The 24101-nt window shown below is 65.2% G+C and carries 19 protein-coding genes; 7 read left to right on the top strand and 12 right to left on the bottom strand.

What is annotated here, in order from left to right:
* Positions 1–48 precede the first annotated feature (48 nt).
* From sufC to FB389_RS02315, 5 genes are all read right to left on the bottom strand, one after another.
* Positions 49–810: a Fe-S cluster assembly ATPase SufC gene (sufC, locus tag FB389_RS02295; protein WP_142111180.1), complete on the bottom strand. Its 762-nt coding sequence runs from the start codon at positions 808–810 to the stop codon at positions 49–51.
* Between the two features lie 63 nt (positions 811–873).
* Positions 874–1209 (bottom strand): non-heme iron oxygenase ferredoxin subunit, encoded by a 336-nt coding sequence (locus FB389_RS02300; RefSeq protein WP_142111181.1) that lies wholly within the window; start codon positions 1207–1209, stop codon positions 874–876.
* Positions 1209–2396, bottom strand: a complete 1188-nt coding sequence (sufD, locus tag FB389_RS02305) for a Fe-S cluster assembly protein SufD (protein ID WP_142111182.1) — start codon at positions 2394–2396, stop codon at positions 1209–1211. The genes FB389_RS02300 and sufD overlap by 1 nt, the downstream gene beginning before the upstream one ends.
* Before the next feature lie 54 nt (positions 2397–2450).
* Complete coding sequence (sufB, locus tag FB389_RS02310; RefSeq protein ID WP_142111183.1) at positions 2451–3887, bottom strand: Fe-S cluster assembly protein SufB; 1437 nt, start codon at positions 3885–3887, stop codon at positions 2451–2453.
* A gap of 46 nt (positions 3888–3933) precedes the next feature.
* Positions 3934–4608, bottom strand: coding sequence for a helix-turn-helix transcriptional regulator (locus FB389_RS02315; protein WP_246043477.1), 675 nt, complete (start codon positions 4606–4608; stop codon positions 3934–3936).
* Between the two features lie 164 nt (positions 4609–4772).
* On the opposite strand from FB389_RS02315, the gene FB389_RS02320 reads away from it, so the two are divergent.
* Positions 4773–5717 (top strand): ABC transporter ATP-binding protein, encoded by a 945-nt coding sequence (locus FB389_RS02320; protein ID WP_246043478.1) that lies wholly within the window; start codon positions 4773–4775, stop codon positions 5715–5717.
* On the top strand, positions 5717–6463 hold the full coding sequence (locus FB389_RS02325; RefSeq protein WP_142113437.1) for an ABC transporter permease: 747 nt from the start codon (positions 5717–5719) through the stop codon (positions 6461–6463). Before FB389_RS02320 ends, FB389_RS02325 begins: the two co-directional genes overlap by 1 nt.
* Before the next feature lie 116 nt (positions 6464–6579).
* On the opposite strand, the gene FB389_RS02330 is transcribed toward FB389_RS02325, so the two are convergent.
* From FB389_RS02330 to FB389_RS02340, 3 genes are all read right to left on the bottom strand, one after another.
* Positions 6580–7719: an alkaline phosphatase family protein gene (locus tag FB389_RS02330; protein WP_142111185.1), complete on the bottom strand. Its 1140-nt coding sequence runs from the start codon at positions 7717–7719 to the stop codon at positions 6580–6582.
* An 8-nt stretch (positions 7720–7727) separates the two neighbouring features.
* Positions 7728–8321 carry a DUF5998 family protein gene (locus FB389_RS02335; protein ID WP_142111186.1) on the bottom strand — a complete coding sequence of 198 codons (594 nt, stop codon included), beginning with the start codon at positions 8319–8321 and terminating at the stop codon, positions 7728–7730.
* A gap of 115 nt (positions 8322–8436) precedes the next feature.
* Positions 8437–11025 carry a GNAT family N-acetyltransferase gene (locus tag FB389_RS02340; RefSeq protein WP_142111187.1) on the bottom strand — a complete coding sequence of 863 codons (2589 nt, stop codon included), beginning with the start codon at positions 11023–11025 and terminating at the stop codon, positions 8437–8439.
* A gap of 492 nt (positions 11026–11517) precedes the next feature.
* On the opposite strand from FB389_RS02340, the gene FB389_RS02345 reads away from it, so the two are divergent.
* A complete protein-coding gene (locus FB389_RS02345; RefSeq protein ID WP_142111188.1) occupies positions 11518–13992 on the top strand; it encodes a DNA gyrase/topoisomerase IV subunit A in 2475 nt (824 codons plus the stop codon).
* A gap of 172 nt (positions 13993–14164) precedes the next feature.
* Entirely contained in the window at positions 14165–15406 is a 1242-nt protein-coding gene (gene nadA, locus FB389_RS02350; RefSeq protein ID WP_170207837.1) for a quinolinate synthase NadA, read from the top strand.
* A gap of 42 nt (positions 15407–15448) precedes the next feature.
* On the opposite strand, the gene FB389_RS02355 is transcribed toward nadA, so the two are convergent.
* Entirely contained in the window at positions 15449–16804 is a 1356-nt protein-coding gene (locus FB389_RS02355; RefSeq protein ID WP_142111189.1) for a dipeptidase, read from the bottom strand.
* Between the two features lie 49 nt (positions 16805–16853).
* On the opposite strand from FB389_RS02355, the gene FB389_RS02360 reads away from it, so the two are divergent.
* Together FB389_RS02360 and FB389_RS02365 are read left to right on the top strand one after the other, a co-directional pair.
* Positions 16854–17441, top strand: a complete 588-nt coding sequence (locus FB389_RS02360) for a DUF3043 domain-containing protein (protein ID WP_211344933.1) — start codon at positions 16854–16856, stop codon at positions 17439–17441.
* An 83-nt stretch (positions 17442–17524) separates the two neighbouring features.
* Positions 17525–20464 carry an FAD-binding and (Fe-S)-binding domain-containing protein gene (locus FB389_RS02365; RefSeq protein WP_142111190.1) on the top strand — a complete coding sequence of 980 codons (2940 nt, stop codon included), beginning with the start codon at positions 17525–17527 and terminating at the stop codon, positions 20462–20464.
* Positions 20465–20533: 69 nt separating this feature from the next.
* Here the strand turns inward: FB389_RS02365 and FB389_RS02370 are convergent, their stop codons facing one another.
* From FB389_RS02370 to FB389_RS02380, 3 genes are read right to left on the bottom strand one after another with little or no spacing between them, the layout of a single operon-like run.
* Positions 20534–21622, bottom strand: coding sequence for a quinone-dependent dihydroorotate dehydrogenase (locus tag FB389_RS02370; RefSeq protein WP_142111191.1), 1089 nt, complete (start codon positions 21620–21622; stop codon positions 20534–20536).
* 49 nt (positions 21623–21671) lie between these two features.
* On the bottom strand, positions 21672–22073 hold the full coding sequence (locus FB389_RS02375; protein ID WP_142113442.1) for a hypothetical protein: 402 nt from the start codon (positions 22071–22073) through the stop codon (positions 21672–21674).
* A gap of 23 nt (positions 22074–22096) precedes the next feature.
* Entirely contained in the window at positions 22097–22456 is a 360-nt protein-coding gene (locus FB389_RS02380; RefSeq protein WP_142111192.1) for a hypothetical protein, read from the bottom strand.
* Between the two features lie 64 nt (positions 22457–22520).
* Between FB389_RS02380 and FB389_RS02385 the strand changes: the two genes are divergently transcribed.
* Positions 22521–24005, top strand: a complete 1485-nt coding sequence (locus FB389_RS02385) for a leucyl aminopeptidase (RefSeq protein WP_246043479.1) — start codon at positions 22521–22523, stop codon at positions 24003–24005.
* The last annotated feature ends 96 nt before the right edge of the window (positions 24006–24101 follow it).

Raw genomic sequence — 24101 nt, forward strand, 5'->3', positions numbered from 1 at the left:
GGCGGCGGGGGCGATAATTTGCGCGCGCCCCGCCGCCACCGCCTGGAACTAGTTGGCGTTCGCGCCCAAGAAGCGGTCGTATCCTTCGGCTTCCAGGCGTTCGGCCAGCTCCGGCCCGCCTTGCTCAGCGACCCGTCCGGCCACGAATACGTGGACAAAGTCCGGTTTGATGTAGCGCAGGATCCGCGTGTAGTGGGTGATCAGCAGCAGACCGAGCCCGGTGTTGTCCTTGGCGCGGTTGACACCCTCAGACACGATCCGCAGGGCGTCCACGTCCAGGCCCGAATCTGTCTCGTCCAGGACCGCGATCTTCGGTTGCAGCAGTTCCAACTGCAAGATCTCGTTGCGCTTCTTCTCGCCTCCCGAGAACCCTTCATTGACGCTGCGCTCCGCGAACGATTCATCCATTCGCAGATTCGCCATCGTCTCCTTCACTTCCTTGACCCAGGTGCGCAGCTTCGGTGCCTCTCCGGAGACCGCGGTCTTCGCGGTGCGCAAGAAATTGGAAACCGAGACGCCCGGGACCTCCACCGGGTACTGCATAGCCAAGAACAGTCCGGCGCGGGCGCGCGCGTCCACCGACATGGCCAAGACGTCCTCGCCATCGAGGGTGACAGACCCCTGCGTGACCTCGTACTTGGGGTGCCCTGCGAGCGAATACGCGAGCGTCGATTTGCCCGATCCGTTCGGGCCCATGATGGCGTGCGTTTCACCGCTATTGACGGTCAGATCGACGCCGCGCAGGATGGGCTTGGGTCCTTCTTTTGTTTCAACCTGCACGTGCAAGTCGCGGATCTCGAGCGTTGACATTGTTGTTCCTCCAGGTATGAAAAGTCGTTTCTTCGGTGCGCGTTGCGCCGCGCGGCGGGTAGTTCAGTTGGCTGCGTCGATATCCACGAGGACACGCTCGCCTTCTATAGTCACGGGGTACACGCGAACCGGTTTCGACGCCGGTGGTGTCGTCGGCATGCCCGTGTTGAGGTCGAAGGTCGAGCCGTGCAACCAGCACTCGATCAAGCACCCCTCGACCTCCCCGTCGGCCAACGATACGGCGCCATGGGTGCACTGATCATCGATCGCGTGCCACCCGCCGTCGCTGTCGCGCACGATCGCCACCTCTACGTCGCTGCCGTCGGGCGCGGTGAGCTCGACGGGAAGTGCAGCCTCCGGATCGAGATCGCTAACCAGGCAGGCAAACTGTGCGCTCATTAGCTCTGTCCCACCGCCAAGGCCAGTTCCTCCTCGATCGATGCCAGGAGGCGCTGCTCGACCGCGGGGATCCCGATCTCGTGCACCAATTCCGCGAAGAATCCGTGCACGACCAAGCGCCGCGCCTCCGCTTCCGGGATGCCGCGAGCCTGGAGGTAAAACAACTGCTCGTCGTCGAAGCGGCCGGTGGCCGATGCGTGCCCGGCGCCTTCGATCTCGCCCGTTTCGATCTCCAGGTTCGGCACCGAATCCGCGCGGGCTCCCTCGGTCAAGAGCAGGTTGCGGTTTAGTTCGTAGGTGTCCGTGCCCTCCGCGATTGCCCGGATAAGTACGTCGCCAATCCACACGGAGTGCGCGCCCTGGCCCTGTAGCGCACCCTTATACGTCGCGCGGGAGCGGGCTCGCGGCACGGCGTGGTCGACGAAGAGCCGGTGCTCCTGGTGCTGGCCGGCGTCGGTGAAGTAGGCGCCGATCAGTTCCAGGTCCGCGCCCTCGCCCACCAACTGGGCATTCACCGAGACGCGAACCAGTTCCCCGCCGAACGTCATGACCACGTGCTTGAGGGTTGCATCTTTGCCGACACGCAGGGCATTTTCTGCCACGTGGATTGCGTTGGCGTCCCAGTCCTGCACGGAAACGAACGTCAGGTGTGCCCCATCGGCAACGTCCACGGACACGTGCACGCTGTAGGTGGCCTGCCCCGAGTGCGTCAGGACCAGCGAGGCGTTGGCGCGCTCTCCCACCTCAACGAGGATCTGCCCCCACACGACGGTGTCCACGGAAACGCCGGCCAGGTCGACGATGATGGGATCAGGCGACTCGAAATCCGCGGGTATGGTGATCAGGATTGCGGTGGGGGCGAGCGAAGTTGCGGCCGCCGCAGGCAGGTCCCCCGGGGCTAGCACGGACTTGCTGCGCGCCTGCGCCTGATCGATCTCGGTGACCGTCACCGCGGCGGGAACGTGCGCGTCCCATTGCAGCGTTGCCACGGAGGGCTGTGCCGCAAAGATCGCATCTAACTTCTTAATTGGCGTGAAGCGCCATTCTTCCTCGCGGCCGTGGGGCCTGGCGAAATCCCTCACGTCGTAGGAGGTCACGCGCTCGGACCGGTCGGTCTGCGGAACCACCGCACCGTGGCTGTGCGCGGCGTCCAACGTCGCCTGGGAGTGATCCGTGGAAAGACTCACTTGTTGCTCACATTCGTTGTTTGAAATCAAAGAGTTGCAGGTGCACGCGGTCGGCTAGCCGACCGAGTTCTCCATTTGCAGTTCGATCAGGCGGTTGAGTTCGAGGGCGTACTCCATGGGAAGTTCCCTGGCGATCGGTTCAACGAATCCGCGTACGATCGTTGCCATCGCCTCGGTTTCCTCGAGTCCGCGGCTCATCAGGTAGAACAATTGGTCTTCGGAGACCTTGGACACCGTCGCCTCGTGACCCATTTCCACGTCGTCGACGCGCACATCGACATACGGGTAGGTGTCCGATCGCGAAATCGTGTCGACCAGCAAGGCGTCGCACAGGACGTTCGACTTGGAATGATGCGCGTTCTCGTTGACCTGCACCAGCCCGCGGTACGACGATCGCCCCCCACCGCGGGAAACGGACTTCGACATAATGGACGATGACGTGTACGGGGCCATGTGCACCATTTTCGAACCCGTGTCCTGGTGCTGCCCCTCACCGGCAAACGCGATCGAGAGCGTCTCCCCGCGCGCGTGCGCACCCATCAGGTACACGGCCGGGTACTTCATGGTGACCTTCGACCCTATGTTCCCATCGATCCATTCCATCGTGCCGCCCTCGGCAACCGTAGCCCGCTTTGTCACCAGGTTGTAGACATTGCTGGACCAGTTTTGAATGGTGGTGTAGCGGACCTTTGCATCCTTCTTGACGATGATCTCAACGACAGCAGAGTGCAACGAGTCCGACTTGTAGATCGGTGCCGTGCAACCCTCGACGTAGTGGACCGAGGAGCCCTCGTCCGCGATGATGAGCGTGCGCTCGAATTGGCCCATGTTCTCGGTATTGATCCGGAAGTAGGCCTGCAACGGGATTTCCACGTGGACGCCCTTGGGCACGTACACGAACGATCCCCCCGACCACACCGCCGTGTTCAGGGCGGCGAACTTGTTGTCACCCGAGGGGATGACCGAACCGAAATACTCCTCGAAAATCTCGGGATGCTCGCGCAGTCCCGTATCCGTGTCGAGGAACAGCACGCCCTGGGCCTCCAGGTCCTCACGGATCTGGTGGTAGACCACCTCGGATTCGTACTGCGCGGCAACGCCCGCAACCAGGCGCTGCTTCTCCGCTTCCGGAATACCTAGCTTGTCGTAGGTCCGCTTGATGTCCTCCGGCAGGTCCTCCCAGCTGGCCGCCTGCCGCTCCGTGGAACGCACAAAGTACTTGATGTTGTCGAAGTCGATGCCCGACAGGTCGGCGCCCCAGTGCGGCATCGGCTTCTTGTCGAACAGCTTCAATGCCTTCAGGCGCGTCTTGAGCATCCATTCCGACTCATTCTTGAGCGCCGAAATGTTGCGGACAACGTCCTCGTTCAAACCGCGCCGGGCGCTTTGGCCCGCGGCGTCCGAGTCGTGCCATCCGTATTCGTACGAGCCAATGGACGCGATGATCTCTTCGTCGCTGCGAGGCTGGGACGTATCAGTGGGAGCCGTCATTGTTGTCCTTAGGGGGTGTCGAAACTACGAGGTAAGAGTCTTGTGGTTAGCAGGCGGCGCTGGGGCCACGCGGCATGCCGATCGGGACGGTCGTGGTGCAGACGTGGCCGCCGTTTGCGAGTGTGACGAGGCGCTGCGTGTGTGATCCGAGAATCCGCGAGATGACCTGCGATTCCGCCTCGCAGAATTCCGGGAATTCGGTTGCGATCGATTGGACCGGACAGTGCCCCTGACACAGTTGCAGGGTCGTGGTTCCGGGCACCGAGCGGACCGATGCTACGTACCCGTCCTGGCTGAGCAGCTCCGCCAATTGCGCCGCCCGCTGCGCGACGGTGTCACCCGTCACCCGCGATGCGTAGCGTTCTTCGAATTCCGCCAGGCGTGTGCGGACAAACTCCTCGACGGCGTCCTTACCCGCGGTGTGCGCCAGGAAGTGCAGCGCCTGCGCCGCCAGATCGGGGTATGCGTCCGGCAGGGACGCCTGTCCCTGGCGGGTGGCGACGTAATGGCGCGCCGGACGCCCGCGCTTGCCAACGGAGGAGGACAGGTCGCGGGCCTCGACCCGGTCGCTGGATTCGAGGGAAGCGATATGGCGCCGGATGGCTGCCGTAGTCAGCCCCAGTTCGGTCGCAAGGCTCGCGACGGTGACCGGGCCTCGTTCTACAATGAGTTCCATCACCCGCGCTCGGGTCGACGCCTCGTCACTGGTTACTAATTCCAATGCGGCACCTCCCTGGGTATAAAATGCGTACAATCTGGCGCGAATTAGGACTTTCATCCCTGATACGCGCGTTCATATACTCAACATCTTTGTTCACTAATTGCCCTATTGCAAGCAAGGCAAGCCTCACACGTCGCCCACCATCTCGTGGATAGACTGCTCGGGTGCCTGATCCCATCGCCCCCACCGAGGCCGCCCTCGCGCTGAGTGACGTCGTGAAGTCCTACGGAGGAAAACGCGTCGTCGACCGGATGACATTCACCGCCCCGCGCTCGCAAATCACCGCCATTTTGGGCCCCAATGGAGCGGGCAAGACCACGACGATCGAGTGTTGCGAGGGGCTGCGCACCGCGGACTCGGGGACAATCAAGGTGCTGGGCAGGGACCCGCACGACCCGGCGCTGCGCGAGCACGTCGGGGTGATGCTCCAAGACGGCGGCCTGCCGACCGGCGTTCGCGCGCTCGAAATGCTGCGCCATATCGCCTCGATGTACGCGCACCCACGCAGCGTCGACGACCTGGTGGACACGCTGGGATTGGCCTCATTCGCGTCAACGACCGTTCGGCGCCTGTCCGGCGGCGAGCGGCAGCGGCTGGCACTTGCCGCCGCCCTGATCGGGCGTCCCTCACTTGTCTTCCTCGACGAGCCGTCAGCCGGAATGGACCCGCAATCGCGGCACGCGGTGTGGTCCTTGATTGAAGAGTTGCGCGGCGAAGGCGTCTCGTTCGTCCTCACCACGCACATGATGGACGAGGCCGCCGCCCTCGCCGACCACGTCGTCATAGTGGATCGGGGCAGGGTTATTGCGCAGGGATCTGTGCCCGATTTGGTCGGGGCCGAAGCCGCGACCGGCCCCGCAGTTTCGACGCTGCGCTGGTCCACCGAGGCGCGGCGCGATTTCACGCCCGTCTTCGGTGCCAGATCGACCCTGACCTGGACCGAGGCCGCACCGGGGCACTACACGGCATCCGGCGACATTGGCCCCGCGGTCGTTGCCCAGCTCACGCAGTGGTGCGAGGGCCAGGACCTGCTGATACGAACCTTGTCGGTCAACGAACGCAGTCTCGAAGATGTCTTTTTGGACCTGACCGGACGGGAGCTGCGGTGATGAACGACGGTATGGCGCTGCGGCGCGCTTTCTCGCAGGCGGGCTTCGAGGCCCGCATGATTCTGCGCAACGGCGAGCAGCTGATGGTCACCATCATTTTCCCGCTGTTTTTGCTGGTCTTGCTCGCAAAGACTGACGTCGTCTCGATCGCAACGGGTGGGGCCCGCCGCATCGATGTGGTGGCCCCCGGCGTGGTGGCGCTGGCGGTTATGACCACGTCGTTCACGTCGCAGGCGATCGCGACGGCATTCGACCGACGCAACGGCGTGCTGCGGCTCATGGCCACCACCCCGCTCGGCAAATCGGGGCTATTGATCGGCAAGATCGCGGGCGTCTTCGCCGTTGAGGCGGTGCAGATCGCCCTCATCGCAATCGTTGCCGCGTTCCTAGGTTGGCGCCCGGACCCTGCCGGCATTCTGCCCGCGCTGCTGATGGTCGTCGTTGGCACAATCGCTTTTACCGCCTTGGCGATGCTGGCCGCTGGAACCTTGCGCGCGGAGGCCGTGCTCGCCGTCGCCAATCTGGTGCTAGCCGCGCTGGTGGTCGGGGGCGGTGTCCTTGCTCCCGTGTCACAGCTGCCCGGCTTCTGGCAGCACCTGGCCCTCTTCCTTCCCTCAGGCGCACTGGGAGAGGCCATGCGCGGCGCGCTACAAACCGGATCCTTGCCGCCGATTTGCGTCATAATCCTCTTGGCGTGGTCCACGGCGCTGGGGTGGGGAGTCAACAAGCTATTCCGCTGGAGCTAACGCGAGCGGCCGCACGCGACGAAACCGAGCTGCCGCACGTGACGGAACCTGGCCCCCTTATCCCGCCGCAACCACTCAGCGGCCCGGCTGTGACCCGCAAACGGAAGGATAAGACCCTACTTATCCCACCGCAGCACGGGAACAAGCATTTCGTGCGGCGTCATGGAACCGTGGACGCCGATCAATTCCATGGACGCGGGAGTTTGCGACCTGGAATCGACCACCGTGGCGCGCCCGGCCATCGCGACGATAACATCGCCCATGCGCGGGATCATCGCCTGATCCACCTCGCCGAACAGTCCCGCGGCGACCGCCTCTTCGCGCACCATAACCAGCGCGCTGTCTCCCAGGACGTCCTGCCACCGATGCGCGACCGCTGCCGAATCGGCCCCGTGGGCGACGTGAACGTGCAGCGCCCGCGGCTCGCCCGCGGTCGTCACGACATCTTCGGCTAGGCCCGGTTCCGTGCTGGCATCCCAGCGTTGCGCGCGGTCGATGTCGATCATGCCGTGGTCCGCTGTCACGATTACGGTCGTGTCGGTGGGGACACTCGCCAGCAGGCGCCGTATTCCGGCATCGACCTTTTCCAGTTCGGCGGACCACTTGCTCGAATTCCACCCGTAGTGGTGCCCGGCCTTGTCTAGGTCCCCCCAATAGACATAGGCCAGGCCCGGTTTGCGCAGCGCCCGCGCCGCGGCATCGATTCGCTGGTACCAGTCCTCGGCACCTACGTACGCTCCCCCGCGCAGCGAGGCCCGCGTCATGCCAGAATCACGGAAACGCTCGGGTCCGATGCTTGTGACAGCAACCCCCTGAGCGACGAGCCTTCCGAAAATGGGCTGGCGCGGCTGCCATATCTCGGGCGCGGGGAGCCCCGTCCACTGCACTAGATTCCCTAGCACACCGGTCACGGGTTCGCGCACCGTGTAGCCCAACATGCCGGTTTGCCCCGGAGCACACCCCGTCCCGAAGGCCGCGATAGAGGCGGCCGTGGTCGACGGGTACGGAGCCTGCACCGTCCTGCCGGCAGCGATCCCGGAGCGCAGAGTCGGAACGTGCCCGGAGCGCTCGTCGATATTGAGCCGGCCCAACCCGTCGACCAAGACCACACAGACGCGCGAATTCCCGGACCCCAAATCTAGTGATTCCAAGACCCCCGTCACGCCGCCACTGACCGGCGGCACCACGTCAATCGCCTGCGGATCGACCCCGGGCCACACCATACCGAGCGCCGAAGCGCGACCAGGCAGAGTCATGGGAACGCCTAGAAGAGCTTGCCGGAGGTGCGCGCAGTTGCCGCAGAAAGTGCGCGCGCGAACCCGATCGCCTTGCCGACCGAGGCGGCGCCCTCCGCCTGCGCGGCCACGCGAACAACGATGTCATCGGGGGTTACCGTACCCGTGAATCCGTGATCCGCGGTGCAGTTCTGATCCCCGCAATCGGCGGGACCGATGTCGATTCGGTTCACGGCACCCCACGCGATCGCGAGAGTGACGTCTTGCGGTGCTTGCCCCATCGTGTGCGATTCCGGATCGGATACGCCGAACGTCATTGCGACCGTCCGTATCGCACCGAGCACGATCGACTCCGTCGTCGCCGCGGCCGACGACGTCGGGTTCTTGTCGTCGGCAGGACGGTCATCGACATGGGCCAGGATCAGGCGGGTGTCGGTGAGCACAAAGACCGTGACATGGCGCTGCACCTGAGCCATGACGAACGTGGTTTCGACGTGCACGAAGTGACTCACGGGCTCTTCGCCAGCCAATGCCACGTCCAAGACGTCTAACACCAAAGTGGGGTAATACCCCGATTCTACGACGTCTTTCTTCAGTGCGCGCCGATCAATTCCAACTGCCATAGGTACGATCCTAGTTGGACCCGACGACATCGGCCGACTGTGCGCGTGCGCGTGTATCACAAAAGCGCATTGTGCCGCGCGCCCCTACCAACGCACCAGGCAGTGCCGCGCGCCCCTACCAACGCACCAGGCATCGCCGCTCGTTATCGTTGCGGCGCGCCCTCCCAACTACCACGCGCCCGTCGAGGACCCGCGCGCCGTCGCCACCAACCACGACCGGCCGCAGTTCCAGGCTCGCAATCTCGGGATTGTCATCCGCCAGCAGGGCGACGCGACCGATAATATCCGCGAGTGCTTCGCGGTCAACGGGGGGCGTGGGGAACACGCCACGCAAACGCGGCGCTGCAACCAGATGATCCAAGGCCCCGCGAATATCCGCCTCTGTTGCGGGCGGCAGAACCTCGGCCCAGTCATCTAGCAAGTCCGTGGCGTCCCCCGCGATGCCGACGGAGACTACTGGCCCGAACAGTTCATCCTCGCGGCTGCGCACCACGCATGCCGCGCCAACCGGTGCCATCGCTTGCAGCCGCAACGGAGAGGTCTGCACGTTCAGCCGGTCGAGCTCGGTCACAAGATTCAAGAAAGCTCCGGATAATTCTGCGGCGGATCCGATTCCCAGACGCACTACGCCCAGGTCCGAGCGGTGCCGCAGACCGGGAGCACCTGTGGTAAGGGCAACCGGATACCCGATCGCGTCGGCGGCGGCAAGGGCACCGGGCAGGTCTGTCACGAGCTCCAGGCGGGCCAACTCGACCCCGTAGCAGTCCAGCAGGTTAGCCAAATGCGCCCGCGGTTGTTCCCCGGGTTCCCACCGACGCAAAAGGCGGCGAGCCCTTGCGCGATCTACGGTTGCACGGACGAGTTCCCCGTGGTCCCGCGCACGCCACAGCGCGTAGTCACGCGCGCCGCGCAACGCTTGGGCGGCCGCCGACGGGGAGCTGACGCTGGGGGTGCGGGTGCGCCCACCTGATCCCTCCAGGGCGACCAGCAAGGATGCTGGTCCCACATCGCGGGCACGTTGGAGAACGTGGACGCGGATCTCGTCCTTATCCTGGCCGGTCGTCGGTGACACCGCGGGCTCTCGACGGACCGCAAACCCACGCGCGGACAATTCCATCTCGACCAGCTCCGCGCCGCCGCTCACCTCGGAGCTAACCGCTATGCGATCGGTGTGCGGCACTGCCCCGGCGGCAAGCAACGCCACGGTGTCACCCAGCTCATCGATGTCCGCCACCCGAATAAGCCCCGCGTGCCTGAACAAGGTGGCCAACGTGCGCCTTGCGGAGGCGGACGTACGCGTGCGGTGACCGGGCACGGTCGCGCCCCCGGTTGCGGCAGCGGTCAAGATCGCAAGCGGTGAGCGGGCGCTGAGGCGTCTTGCCGCGCGGGCAAATTTGCGGGCGTTACCAAGCGATTCCAAATACACCCCGCCGGCAACGAAATAGTTGTCTTGCGCCCACCACTGCAACGCTTCGTTGCCGCTGACATCGATGCGATCGCCGGCACTAATGAACGACGAAACAGCGACGGCGTTTTCACGCAGGCGGCGAGCGGTCAGCGCGGCGGCGACCGCGGACTGACAGAACACTCCGGCACCCGGGTCGCTTGCCACATCGCCGCAATCGATGCACGTAGCGTCCAGGGTTCCGTCGTCGCGAGTGATGCGGATCCCCGCCGAGCCTGGGCCGATGATGCGGATTCCCGCCCGGCGGGCCCGCCGCAGTGCCGCTCCCGGATCATCGCGGTCGGCACCGCCGATGGGCGCCTGCGCGTAGATGATTGCCCCCACAGCCCCGCTTCCATCCAGGTCCTCTATCACCCCAGCCCATGTGCCTGATGCACTACAGATGAGCGCCAAGTCGATGCCAGCGGTTCCGTTCGTTGCGTCTTGTGCCAGAATCTCGCGGTGTTTCGGGTCCCGCCAGCGCGTGTCGCCCGGCGGCGCCATGACGCTAACGGCTATGGGAGCGGTCGAACGTTGCAAGTTGGCGAGCAACGTGTCGAATGCCTGCGGGGGCATCTGGGGGCCGTCGCTCCCGATCACCAGGGCGATACGGCGGGCTTCGAACACCGGCCGCATCGATGCGACATCGGAACGCCATTCGCGGTCGGCGCTCACGGCAGTCGATCGCTGAGTGGGATCCAAATCGATCGAGACCGCTACCACGCCGTCGTCGTGGCGCTTTTCTGTGCGGTAGCCCGCGTCGTCGAATACCCGCAACATCTTCGCGTTAGTGGGCAGCACCTCCGCCGTGAACCGCGTGATCGAGATTTCCCGCGCGATCGCGGCCAGGTGTTCAAGCAGGATCGATCCGAGTCCCATGCCCTGGTGGGAATCGGCGACGTTGAAGGCGACCTCGGCCTGGTCTTCGCCGTATCGGTCGAATCTTCCGACCGCGATGATCGAATCTGTGCGGGGCCCTGGGTTAGCTGCTGCGCCGGGGCCCGCGGATTCTGCCTGCTCCCTCTCAACCACCACCAACGCGACCCGGTCCACGTTGTCGACGGTCGTCAGGTGGGACAGTTCCTGTGGAGAGAGTTCGGGAACCGGTGCGAAGAAACGAAAGTACGTCGACTGGTCACTTTGGGCGCGGTGGAACACCTGAAGCGCCTGCGCGTCGGCAGGAACTATAGGTCGTATCCGCGCAATGGAGCCGTTCGCCAGCAAAACGTCGGCATCCCACGCCATCGTTGGGGCCTCCACCCCATCAGCCTACGGCCTGGCGGCCCGCCCGGATACCCCGCCGGTCGGGTTGCGCACCGCCGCACTCGACGTCACCGGGCACCCCCACACGCGCCGACCGCGCCCTCTTCAGTCAAAACCCCCGCACAAACCACCGCACTCGAACCAAACCACCGCACTCGACGCCCCCGCCGGTCGAGTTGCCCGCGCAGCGGGCGTATCGAGACCACCCCCGCAAGCGCCGACCGCGCCCCCTTCAATCAAAACCCCTGCACAAAACCCCGCACTCGAACCAAACCACCGCACTCGACGCCCCCGCCGGTCGAGTTGCCCGCGCAGCGGGCGTATCGAGACCACCCCCACAAACGCCGACCGCGCCCTCGACCGACGGGAGTGGGGGCACCGCCGCCCATTCGTGGGAAAATGCCAATGGCCCGTGCATGCTTTCCTGCGCAGCGACAGCGGATTGCGTGGCGGCTCAATACCGCGTCCCCACCCAAGGAGCACGACCCAATGGCAGCAAAATCGACCACCGGATCCGCCCAGGATCACGGCGATGGAACGATTATCGAAATCGACGTCGCCCGGGAGATGGAGGGCTCGTTCCTCGAATATGCCTACTCCGTGATCTACGCTCGCGCACTGCCCGATGCCCGCGACGGCCTCAAACCCGTGCAGCGCCGCATCGTCTTTCAGATGATGGCGATGGGCCTGCGCCCGGATCGCCCCTACGTTAAGTCCGCGCGCGTCGTAGGTGACGTCATGGGTCGCTTGCACCCGCACGGCGATAGCGCGATCTACGATGCGCTGGTGCGCCTGGCGCAACCGTTCTCGCTGCGGTTGCCGCTGGTTGATGGGCATGGAAACTTCGGCTCGCTCGATGACGGGCCGGCCGCGTCACGCTACACCGAGGCGAGGATGGCAGCGGCCGCGATGGCCATGGTTGCCGACCTCGACGAAGATGTCGTCGATTTTGTCCCCAATTACGACAACAAGCTTACGCAGCCATCCGTTCTTCCATCGGCCATCCCAAATCTGCTGGTCAACGGCGCGTCGGGCATTGCCGTCGGAATGGCCACCAACATGGCACCGCACAACCTGACCGAAGTGATAGCGGCGGCCCGGTTCCTCTTGGACAATCCGGATGCCGATTTGGAAGCGCTGATGCGCTTTGTCCCGGGCCCCGACCTGCCGACCGGCGGCAAAATAGTCGGGCTTGAGGGTATCCGCGACGCATATAGAACAGGCCGCGGCTCATTTCGCACGCGCGCGACGACGTCTATTGAAAATGTCACGGCCAGACGCAAGGGAATTATCGTCACGGAGCTCCCCTACCTTGTCGGCCCTGAGAAGGTGATAGACAAGATTAAGGAGGGCGTGCAGAACAAGAAGCTCCAGGGCATTTCCGCGGTGACCGACCTGACCGACCGCAATCACGGCCTGCGGCTTGTCATTGAGGTCAAGACAGGTTTCAATCCGGAGGCCGTGCTGGAGCATCTATTCCGTTACACGCCGATGGAAGATTCCTTCGCAATCAACAACGTCTGCCTGGTCGAGGGTCAGCCGCGAACGCTGGGCCTCAAGGAACTGCTCCGCGTGTGGATCGACCACAGGGTAACGGTGGTTCGTCGCCGCAGTGAGTTCAGGCTCACCAAGAAACGTGAACGCCTCCACCTCGTCGAGGGCCTGCTATTGGCCATACTGGATATCGACGAGGTCATACAGGTCATTCGCGCGTCCGACGATAGCGAGAAGGCCAAGGCCCGCCTGCAGACCGTCTTTGACCTCTCCGCGTTGCAGGCCGACTACATTTTGGAACTCCGCCTGCGGCGGCTGACCAAGTTTTCTCGCATCGAGCTGGAATCCGAACGAGATTCCTTGCGCGATGAAATCGCCGAATTGGAGAAGATTCTGGGATCGCAGGCGCGTCTGCGAGAGGTCGTCGGCGACGAAATGGATGCGGCCGCTGCTCAGTACGGCACGCCGCGCCGCACGATCCTCCTTGATGCTGCAGGCGGCGCGACCCCCGGCGGGAACGCGGGATCGGCGGGCAAGCGCGGGGCCGCGCCACTGGAAGTCCCCGATTCGCCGTGTCAGGTGGTGCTCTCGGCAACCGGTTTTGTGGCGCGTACCGCGGATGCGGAACCCGTTTCGCGGGCGGGCGGACGCCTGCATCATGACGGCCTGCGCGCCACCTTGTCGACGACGGCCCGATCCGATATAGGTGTGGTGACGTCGGCCGGGCGGGTCGTGCGCCTTTCGGCGCTGGAACTCCCGGTGTTGCCGCCCACTCTCGACGCCCCCAGCATCGCGGGTGGGATTCCGTTGTCGTCATTGGTCGATTTGATCGGGGACGAGGCCCCCGTCACCCTCATCTCGCTCGCCGATGAAGGTGCGGTGCTGGCGCTGGGCACGCGCCAGGGGGTGGTGAAGCGGGTGGCGCCGGGTCCTGCGCCGAGCCGCGATGATTGGGAAGTCATCTCGTTGCGCGACGGGGATCGTGTGATAGGAGCCGTGGAAACGAGTGAGGCAGCGGAGTTGGTCTTCGTCTCATCGGATTCGTCGCTGCTGCATTTCCCTGCCGCCGCCGTCAACCCGCAGGGCCGTGCTGCTGCGGGCATGGCGGGAATTCGGCTCGCCGCAGGCGAACACGCCGTGTTCTTCGGGGCGGTTGGCCGCGATGCGGCTATCGACGGGGCTGTGGTGGTTACCGTTGCGGGCGCCCGCGAGGGGCTACCGGGTATCGACGGCGGTTCCGTCAAGGTGACGCCGTTCGAAGCGTATCCGGGGAAGGGCCGCGCCACCGGTGGGGTGCGCTCGCAGCGGTTCTTGCGCGGGGAGGATTCTTTGACGGCTGCCTGGGTCGGCCCGGCCGCGCCGCGCGCCAGCCGCGCCGACGGTGCCCCTGTGGACCTGCCGGCCCCGGATCCGCGCAGGGACGGTTCGGGGCAGGCGACCAAGTATCCGGTTGCTACCATCGGGGAGTAGCCCTCGACAATCCCGGCGGTACGCGCTCGCCTTCGTGCGGGAACGCACCGCGGCCGATGCGCGCGCACCCACGAACACAATTTCGTGAAACAAGCGAGGGGGCGCGGGCAAGCCTGCCCGCCAGAGCCCAGTGCCGCTAGGCGGCGGGGGCACCATATGGAACAATTGCCGGGTGAGTGATTTGCTGAACGCGCCGTTCCTATCCGGCCCATCAAGCCCCGCCGCGGGAACATTCGCGGAGCCGGCCGCCAGCCCGACATCGTTGCTGTTGATGGGTCGCGGCGTCGACCTCGCCTCCGAACGCGGAGTTGAATGCGAAGGCATCTTGCCGCAGACGTCGCCCGCCGAACTGATCGCGCGCGCCCGCGCGGCGCGCGCCGCCCTGGGTGACCGCGCCTTCGTGCTCGGACACCATTACCAACGCGATGAAGTCATCGAGTTCGCCGACGTTACGGGCGACTCGTTCAAATTGGCGCGCGAAGCCGCCGCTCGCCCCGACGCCGAATTCATCCTCTTTTGCGGCGTGCACTTCATGGCCGAAAGTGCCGATATCCTCACGTCCGACAGCCAGAAGGTCATCCTGCCGGACCTGGCAGCGGGGTGCTCCATGGCGGACATGGCGAACATCGACCAGGTCGAATCGGCGTGGGACGACCTGGTCGAAGCGGGAATCGCCGACCAAACCATTCCGGTCACGTACATGAATTCGACGGCCGCCATCAAGGCTTTCACCGGTCGCCACGGTGGCACCGTGTGCACGTCATCGAACGCCGAGGTGGCCCTGCGGTGGGCCTTCGATCAGGTGGGCGGGGTGGATGGAACGGGCAAGGTGCTATTCCTTCCGGACCAGCACCTGGGCCGCAACACCGCGGTCTTGAAACTCGGGCTGAGCCTGGACGATTGCGTGGTGTTCAACCCCTACCGCCCCGGCGGTGGGCTGACCCAAGAACAATTGGCGAATGCGCGAATGATCCTGTGGCGCGGCCACTGCAGCGTGCACGGTCGCTTCTCGAAGCAAAACGTGGATCAGGTGCGCGCAAAGGTACCCGGTGTCACCGTCATCTCCCACCCCGAATGCAAACACGAGGTCATCGAGAGTTCGGACATGGTCGGCTCGACCGAATACATCATCAAGGCGCTGGACCGTGCACAACCCGGATCGAGTTGGGCGATAGGTACCGAGCTGAATCTGGTGCGGCGCCTGGCGTTGGCGCATCCCGACAAGAACATCCACTACCTCGATTCGACGGTGTGTTTCTGCTCAACGATGAACCGCATCGATTTGCCGCACCTGGTGTGGGCAATGGAGCAATTGCTCGATGGTGTGGTCCCGAACCAGATCACGGTCGCAGCCGACGACGCGCGCTGGGCCCGGGCTGCGCTCGACCAAATGCTTGCCCTGCCCGGAATCTAGCGCCACAATTCTTCGACGAGGCCCGCGCCCCCGACCAGCGGCCTACCGCCCGGCAAGCCCTAACAGTAGCAGCGCTTCGGCCTCCACGACCTTGCGCAATTCCCCCAGGTGCACCGATTCATTCGCGCCGTGGGCCCGCGAGTCGGGGTCTTCGACGCCGGTGACAAGAATCGTTGCGTCCGGGAACAACTCGTTGAGGTCGGCGACCAGCGGTATCGATCCGCCGATGCCGATGTCGACGGGCTCCGTTCCCCAGGCTTGCGCGAATGCCGTGCGAGCGACCCCCATCGCGGGGGCGGCGCCGTCCACCAGGAACGGGCGACCCGAATTCTCGGCGCGAACTACCTCCACGCTCGCGCCGAAGGGGGCGTTGGACGCGAAGTGTGCGCGCAGCGCGGCCTCGGCCGCGTCGGGGGTCTGCCCGGGCGCGATCCGCACCGAGATTCTGGCCGTTGCCGCCGGGATGAGCGTATTCGATGAGTGGGCAACACTCGGAGCATCGATGCCTATGACGGAAATCGCGGGTTTGGTCCACAATCGCGAGGTGAGCGAACCGGATCCCGCCAACTCAACGCCGTCCAGCACCGCGGCATCGGCGCGCAGGTCGGACTCGGGCATGTCCACCCGCGGATCCGAGGAATGACTGAGCCCCGCAACCGCAATGTTGCCGCGTTCGTCGTGGAGGGTGGCGATGAGCCGCGACAGCAGCGTCAAAGCGTCCAACACGGGGCCGCCATACATCCCGGAATGGACGGCATGACGCAGCACCCGCACCGTCACATCGAGTGAAACCAGCCCGCGTAGCGATGTCGTCAGCGAGGGGACGCCCACCTTCCAATTGGAAGAATCTGCAACCACAAAGACGTCGGCTGCAAGGTCATGGCGGATCTCGTCCAAAATCTCCGGCATTGCCGGGGAGCCAACCTCTTCCTCGCCCTCCATGAACACGGTGACGTTGACGGGCAGGTCGTCGCCCAGTGCACGCAGCGCCCCCAGGTGCGCCACGATCCCGGCCTTGTCGTCCGCCGCTCCCCTGCCGAACAGGCGATCGCCGATCTGCGTGGCCACGAACGGATCCGTATCCCAGGCGGCCGTCTCACCGACCGGCTGGACGTCGTGGTGGGCGTACAACACCACCGTCGGAGCGTCGTCGCTCACGTGCCGGTGGCCGATGATGGCGGGACGCGAATGCGCGGTCTGAATGATCCGCGAGTTGGGAATCCCGGCCTCCGCCAGCAACTCGACGATGCGCCGCGCGCTGACAAGCAGCGTCGATTGGTCGAACGCCGGCGCCGATACGGACGGTATGGCAACAAGTTCCTTCAGGGTCTCGACCACGCCAGGAAAAATCCGGTCCACGCCGCGGGATACTTCTTCGTTGTGGATGCTTTCGCTCATGTCTTCCACCGTAGACCCGATTGCCGGTTTTCCCCGGTAGAATGCCTGGGTGCCTTCGCAAATGAACCCCGATAACGCCGCCGAATCCACCGATCCCGCCGAACGCCAGGGTAAGGGTCACGCCACTCCTTCGCGTAAGGAAGCAGAGGCGGCAAACCGTCGCCCGCTCGTGGCCAACGACCGCAAGGCTGCCGCCAAGGCCGCACGGGACAAGGACCGCATCGAACGCGACCGCGAATACCACGCAATGAAGGTCGGCGACGTTGCCCACTACCCCGTCCGGGAACGCGGCCCCGTCAAGGCCTACATCCGCGATTTCGTCGATGCCCGCTGGAACCTCGGGGAGTTTTTCCTGGTGTCCGCGATCGTGCTGCTGATCTTGTCTGTCGTGACGAACAAGTGGCCGGTAATCTCCTTGGCTTCCATGGGCATCGTCTACGTGTACGGAATCCTGGCGATCGGTGACACCTTCGTCATGTGGTTCCAGCTCAAGAAGCGCTTGAAGGCCAAGTTCTCGGAGCACACTCTGTCGACCGAACGCTCCTTGGGCATATATGCGGCCAGCCGCGCCCTGCAATTTCGCCGCTGGCGCATGCCGCGCCCCCGCTTCGATAAGCACGGCAACTACCCCGAATAGAAACGCGCGCCCGACGTCCCAAGCGGCCCGCAACTCCTCGTCGTAGGATGAAATAGGATCATCCCCCGGCGAAGGAAGCGGCCATGTCACCAGCGGTTTCAATCCGACGAGCATTCCAACGACCGATCCGCGCGGCAGCACCGGACGCGGCCTCCGCGATCGTGTCAGTGGGCTCCCCGCATCAACTGGCGACCGATTTGCAGGCGATCGTGGGGGAAGAAAATGTCCTCAGCGAGCCGATCGATCTGGTCAGATTCGGCACGGACGCGTCACCGTATCGGTACATCCCGGCCGTCGTCGTGCGGCCCCGTTCGATACAGGATGTGCAGGGCCTGCTGGACTACGCCCGCAAGAGCGGCCGATCGTTGACATTCCGGGCGGGCGGCACGTCCCTGAACGGGCAGTCGCAAACCGACGACATCCTGGTGGATGTGCGCGAGCACTTCCGGGAAATCAGCGCGCTGGGCGGCGGGAAACAACTTCGCTCGCAACCGGGAATCGTCCTGACTAGAGCAAACGCGCATCTTGCTCCCTATGGTCGCAAGCTTGGCCCCGACCCCGCCAGTTCCGCGGCAGCGACGATCGGGGGCGTGCTCGCCAACAACGCGTCTGGCATGACGTGCGGAACCCAATTCAATTCCTACCGCACGCTCGCATCCGCAACGATCGTGCTCGCGTCGGGCACCGTGATCGATACCGGCAGCGCGGACGCCGATGCGGTTCTTGAGAAGAACGAGCCCGCCCTGTTCGCGAAGCTGGTCGACTTGCGGGACAGGATCCGCGCCGATGAGGAGCTTTCCGCGCTGCTTCGCCGCAAGTTCGCGATCAAGAACACGTCTGGGTACCGGCTCGATGCCTTCTTGGACGAGGATTCGCCCGCGCAGATACTGCGCCTCCTTGCAGTGGGCTCGGAGGGGACGCTCGGGTTCATCGCGGACACAGTGTGGAACACGCTCGAACTTGGGCGCCGCCACACAACCGCGTTCTTCCGTTTCCCCACGCTCGAAAGCGCGGCAGCCGCGGTTCCGGGCTTCAACGACGCGGGGGCGCAAGCGGTCGAACTACTCGACGCCGCATCGATCCGTTCCGCCGCGGGGGTCGCGGGGGCTCCGGACTGGATGCGCACGCTGGGACCCGATGCGACCGATGCGGCCGTCCTGATCGAGTTGAGATCCAACGACGAGGCCGCCCTCGCCGCATTCGAATCGCGCGCGCAGGCCGTCGTCGACGCGGCGCAGGCAGCGGGCCCGGTGACCGGCTCCTTCACCCGCGATTCTGCGGTTTCCGGTGGGTATTGGCGCGTCCGCTCCGGCCTATTGGCCACCGTCGGCGCGGCGCGCCCGCCCCGCACCGCGCTCATTACGGAGGACGTGTGCGTGCCGCCGACCGATTTGGCCAGTGCCTGCCCCGATTTGCAAAGGCTCCTCGTGGAGCACGGATTCACGGGTGCCGTCAACGGACATGCCTCGGCCGGGAATCTGCACTTCTACCTCTATTTGGACGCTGCCGACGCGCAGCAGGTTGCCACGTATCGGCGGTTCATGGACGATCTTGTCGACCTCATTTGCGACAAATACCACGGTTCCCTTAAGGGCGAACACGGCACCGGACGCAACATGACCCCCTACATCGAGCAGGAATGGGGCACCAAGGCCATCGATCTCATGTGGGAGGTGAAGCACGCGCTCGATCCCGACGGGCTCCTGGCGCCGGGCGTCTTCTTGAACAAGGATAAGGACGCTGCGTTCCGCAACCTGAAGTCGATGCCGCTGGTCGCCGCTGACCTCGATCCCTGCATCGAGTGTGGGTTCTGTGAACCGGTGTGCCCCTCGCGGCATATCACCACGACCCCGCGGCAGCGGATCGCGTTGCAGCGCGAGTTGGCTAGGCAGGGCTGGCACGGCCCGCTCGAACACCAGCTCGTCGAGGACTACGAATACGACGCCGTCAACACCTGCGCAGGCGATTCGTCGTGCGCGATTGCGTGCCCGGTCGGGATCGACACCGGCCACGCCATGAAGCGGGTGCGCCGCGATTCGTTCTCCCCCACCGGTCAGCGCGTCGGCAAGGCGGCCGCGAAGCACTTCGGCGCCATCGCCCCGGTGGCGCGAGTGGCAATCGGCGCGGCGGGTGCGATGCGCGTAGTCATTGGCGACCGCGGCCTGCGGGCGATTACCGATGTGGCCCGCACGGTCGTGGGGAAGGACATTTTCCCGCAGTGGCTTCCCGAAATGCCCGGCGCCGCACCGAAGCTACCGACCACCCACCACGCGGGGGCCCAGGCCGTGCTGTTCGCGGCCTGCATCAACCGGATTTTCGGGCCGCCGCGTGGCACCGATAAGCACGTAGGCGTCACGCAGGCCTTGGTCGCCTTGGGCGAGCGCACGGGGCACCCGCTGTGGATTCCCGACGACATCGCGGGTGATTGCTGCGCGACCATTTGGCAGTCCAAGGGCCTCAAGGACGGCAACGAGTTGATGGCGGCAAGGATCGTCGAGGATATGCATCGGTGGTCCGCGGGCGGCAAGCTGCCGATCGTGGTCGACGCGGCCAGTTGCACCCTGGGTGTTACCCATGAGGTGGTCGAACACCTCGACGCCGAGCACAAGGCCATGCATGCGCAGCTGACAATCATGGACTCGATGACTTGGGTGCGGCGGTACGTGCTACCGGACCTCTCCATCCAAAAAACTGTCTCTAGCACCGCGGTTCACCCCACCTGCTCGATGCACACGCTCGGCATCGAGGACGATCTGATCGCGCTGGCCCACAGCGTCGCCGACGACGTCGTGGTTCCCATAACCGCGACTTGCTGCGGTTTTGCCGGGGACCGCGGGTTCCTACACAAGGAGCTCAACGAAACCGCGACCGAGGAAGAGGCGGCCGAGGTGCGCGCCGCCGCCACCGAAGCGCACCTTTCGGGGAACCGCACCTGCGAGCTAGGCATGGAGCATGGCACCGGGGAAACCTACGAACACGTCATCGTCGCGCTGGAACGCGCGAGCCGCCCGGCTTCGCGGTAACGCGGCGCGGCGCGCCGCACCAACGACGCGGGTGGGGTACCCCAGCCCGCGGCACCCCACCCGCACCGCCTACTCTTCGAAGGACCCCACCTCGGGGTAGACGCGCGGGTGCGTGGTCGCCGTGGCGGTGCCGCGCACCAGCGGCAGGTTCACCCTGGACGCCCACAGCGGCCCGCGATAGATGAACCCGGTGTACCCCTGCACTAGGGTCGCGCCAGCATCGAGGTACGCCTGCGCGTCATCGGCCGTGGTGATCCCGCCGCAACCGATCACCACGAAGTCCTGCCCCAGTCGTTCGCGTACGCGCCGGACGACGGACAGCCCGCGCGCCAGCTCCGGCGGCCCGGACAAACCGCCGGGCCCAAGATCGTGATTGATCGTGGTATTCACGGCGACAACCCCGGCCAGGTTCATGTCCTTGACCAGGTCCACGACCTGGTCTATGTCGGCGTTGGCAAGGTCGGGAGCGATTTTCACCAGGATCGGGACATCGGGCCTGCCCGCCCGCACGGTCGCGATGTTCGCCGCGTGCCGGGTCGCCTCGAGGATCGGCCGTAAGGCATCGACCGATTGCAGATCCCGCAGCCCGGGGGTATTGGGCGACGACACGTTCACGACCAGGTAGTCGGCGTACGGCGCCAGCAGGGAGGCGCTGGTCGCGTAGTCCATCGCCGCGTCCTGCGCCAACGTCACCTTCGACTTGCCGATGTTGACGCCGAGCACCACCTCGCGTCCCACCCGCGTCCGCCGCAGGCGCTCGAGGCGCCTGGCGACGACCTGGGCGCCCTCGTTATTAAATCCCATGCGGTTTCGCAACGACTTGATCGCGATCTCGCGCCACAAACGCGGCTTTTCGTTCCCCGGCTGGGCCAGCGCGGTGATGGTGCCGACCTCGACGAATCCGAACCCGATGTGAGCCAATCCGACCGCGGCGCGCGCGTTCTTGTCGAATCCGGCTGCCAGACCGAACGGCGCGACGACGGTGCGCCCGAATACCTTGGTGCCGGCGGTGGGCCGGTACGGCGCGATCAGCCCCAGGCCAAGTTTGCGCAGCACCGGGACCTTTCCGTAGGTTTCGATCGCGCGGAACGCGAGTTCGTGGGCCACTTCGGGATCCATGCGTTTGAAAACCAGGGAAAAGATCGCGTTATAAAGCATCGAGGGCACCTCGGTTAGGTTGAATCACGCGCGCCGGTGAACGCGCTAACTACATTGTCCCCGATTGTCGGGGGCGCGTGCGCCACAGCCACCACATTCCGACGGCCGGCAACACCAGCGGAATCCACCCGTATCCCCTACCGAACTGCGACCACACCGTGGCGTCGGGAAAATCCTGGGGGGCGACGAGGCTGAGAATCCCAACGGTGACGACCCCGATCATCTCGATTCCCACCGCGGCCCACGCCACGGGCCGCCATCGCCCGTCACGCGCAAGCGAGATGGTCGCAACGATGTAAACGATCCCGGCGGCCAACGACAGCGCGTAGGCAAGGGGCGCTTCGCTGCCCTTCGTCGCGATTTGCACGGTGGCGCGCGCGGTCGCGGCCAACGCCAAAATCGCGTAGACCGTCACGATGACGCGTCCCGGGCCGCGCCCCGAATGGCGCATTTCGCCGGACGTTTCGGCTTCACTCACGCGACACCCTCCCAGATGCCGTGCATTCGCCACTGCATCACCAACATGACAAAACTGACCACGACCATAACCACCGAGCTGTATCGCGTGCGTTCGACGAAGGCGACCGCCGCCGCGCCGGGCAGCATGAGCAGCGCAATGATTGCGTAGCTGATCCAGGTGACGAAGTCGTCCGCGCCGCCGCCCCCGCGGCTCAGGATTCCACCCGCGATCGCCTGGATCAGCCATATGGCTTCGCCGACCGCGGCGACCCAAAGCTGGTTGAGGATGACCGCGCGGTCCTTGGCGGCGAAAACCGAGCTCCAGCAGATCAGCACCACCAGCGGCGCGCATGAAATCCAGGCAAGAGTCGTCACAGGGATGAGCCTATCGCCATTTCGCGGTGCGTAGTTTTGTCCCCGGGGCGATAGCATCGAAGGCGTGACTGAATTTACCGCGCTTCCGTTGTTTTCATTCGTCGACGAGTTCCCCGCCTCCGATTCCCCCGTTATTCGCGTTGCCGCGGTGTCGGGTGGCGGCGCCGAGCCGTCCACCACGGTACTGGGGCCGCTCAGCGCCCAGGTGCCCGCGGGCACCGACTTCGCGTTGCTGGGCATCAAGCCCGCAGCTGGCGCGGTGTCCACGTTGGCGCTCGGCCCGGGGGCGTCTCCCCTGGTGCTCGCGGGTATTGGCGCGGACGCGACCGTGACCTCGCTGCGCGACGCGGCGGCCAGCGCCGCGCGCGCGCTGGTGACGCGGTCGGCCGATCTGCACTTCGCTTTTCCCATCGGTGACAGGGATCAGGCAGTCGCGGTCGGGCTGGGGGCGGTTTTGGGCGCCTATACCTACGACCGTTACAGGTCGAAGAGTGCCGGTGACGCCGCGCAGGCGGTCATCCGCGTGCTGCTGCCCGCCGATTTGGCGGGCGTCGCCGACGAATTGACGCAGCGTGTCCTGGTCGTTGCCGAACAGGTGTACCGCACGCGTGACCTTGTCAACGAGGCGCCCAACGACCTGAGCCCGCAGGCCTTTGCGGACTACGCGGTGAAGGCGGCAAAGGCGGCGCGCGTGAAGACGACCGTGTTCGACTCCAAGGCGCTGGCCGACGGCGGCTTCGGTGGGTTGGTGGCCGTCGGGCAGGGTTCGGTTCGCCCCCCGCGGTTGGTCAAGGTCGCTTATAGGCCCGCCCGCGCCAAGCAGCACATCGCGCTGGTGGGCAAGGGGATTACTTTCGATTCGGGTGGGTTGTCCCTCAAGCCGGCGAAGTCGATGGAAACCATGAAGTCCGACATGGCGGGGGCCGCCACCGTTCTTGGCGCCGTGCTGGCGGCGGCCCAGCTCAAACTCCCGGTGGCGGTCACCGGGTGGCTGTGCCTGGCCGAAAACCTGCCCTCGGGCAGCGCCACTCGCCCCTCCGACGTGATTACCATGCGTAACGGGAAGACCGTCGAGGTCCTCAACACCGATGCGGAGGGCCGCCTGGTACTTGCCGACGGCCTGAGCGCGGCGGTTGCGGAGAAGCCGGATGCGGTGATCGACATTGCCACCCTGACCGGTGCGCAGCTCGTCGCGTTGGGCCCCGATATCGCGGCGGTCATGGGCACTGACGAAACGCGATCGGCCGTGCTTGCCGCGGCGCGCGAGGCGGATGAGTCGATGTGGCCGATGCCGCTGCCCGAGGATCTCAAGGACGGTCTGGAATCGCAGGTCGCGGACCTGAAGAACATCGGGGACCGGTTCGGCGGAATGCTCGTCGCCGGATTGTTCCTCAAGGAATTCGTGGACGATGTGCCGTGGGCGCACCTCGACGTGGCCGGCCCCGCCTACAACGAGCGCGGTGCGCGCGGGATCAATGCGCCGGGCGGAACCGGGTTCGGGTTGCTCACCCTCTTGCGTGTGATTGAGAATCGCGCCCTGGGTCGATAGGCCCGGGTGGTAACTTCGCACGACAGCCGGGTAATGTGGCCTTGGTCGCAATTTTGCCCGAAATTGACAAACCGTGCGGCTCGGCCGCACTGTTTG

This window comes from Rarobacter incanus (genome assembly GCF_006715765.1).
GTDB lineage: Bacteria > Actinomycetota > Actinomycetes > Actinomycetales > Cellulomonadaceae > Rarobacter > Rarobacter incanus.

Coding starts and splice junctions, on each gene's coding strand:
- sufC (WP_142111180.1), bottom strand. CDS start 810: ATGTCAACGCTCGAGATCCGCGACTTGCACGTGCAGGTTGAAACAAAA.
- FB389_RS02300 (WP_142111181.1), bottom strand. CDS start 1,209: ATGAGCGCACAGTTTGCCTGCCTGGTTAGCGATCTCGATCCGGAGGCT.
- sufB (WP_142111183.1), bottom strand. CDS start 3,887: ATGACGGCTCCCACTGATACGTCCCAGCCTCGCAGCGACGAAGAGATC.
- FB389_RS02325 (WP_142113437.1), top strand. CDS start 5,717: ATGAACGACGGTATGGCGCTGCGGCGCGCTTTCTCGCAGGCGGGCTTC.
- FB389_RS02330 (WP_142111185.1), bottom strand. CDS start 7,719: ATGACTCTGCCTGGTCGCGCTTCGGCGCTCGGTATGGTGTGGCCCGGG.
- FB389_RS02335 (WP_142111186.1), bottom strand. CDS start 8,321: ATGGCAGTTGGAATTGATCGGCGCGCACTGAAGAAAGACGTCGTAGAA.
- FB389_RS02345 (WP_142111188.1), top strand. CDS start 11,518: ATGGCAGCAAAATCGACCACCGGATCCGCCCAGGATCACGGCGATGGA.
- FB389_RS02355 (WP_142111189.1), bottom strand. CDS start 16,804: ATGAGCGAAAGCATCCACAACGAAGAAGTATCCCGCGGCGTGGACCGG.
- FB389_RS02365 (WP_142111190.1), top strand. CDS start 17,525: ATGTCACCAGCGGTTTCAATCCGACGAGCATTCCAACGACCGATCCGC.
- FB389_RS02370 (WP_142111191.1), bottom strand. CDS start 21,622: ATGCTTTATAACGCGATCTTTTCCCTGGTTTTCAAACGCATGGATCCC.
- FB389_RS02375 (WP_142113442.1), bottom strand. CDS start 22,073: ATGCGCCATTCGGGGCGCGGCCCGGGACGCGTCATCGTGACGGTCTAC.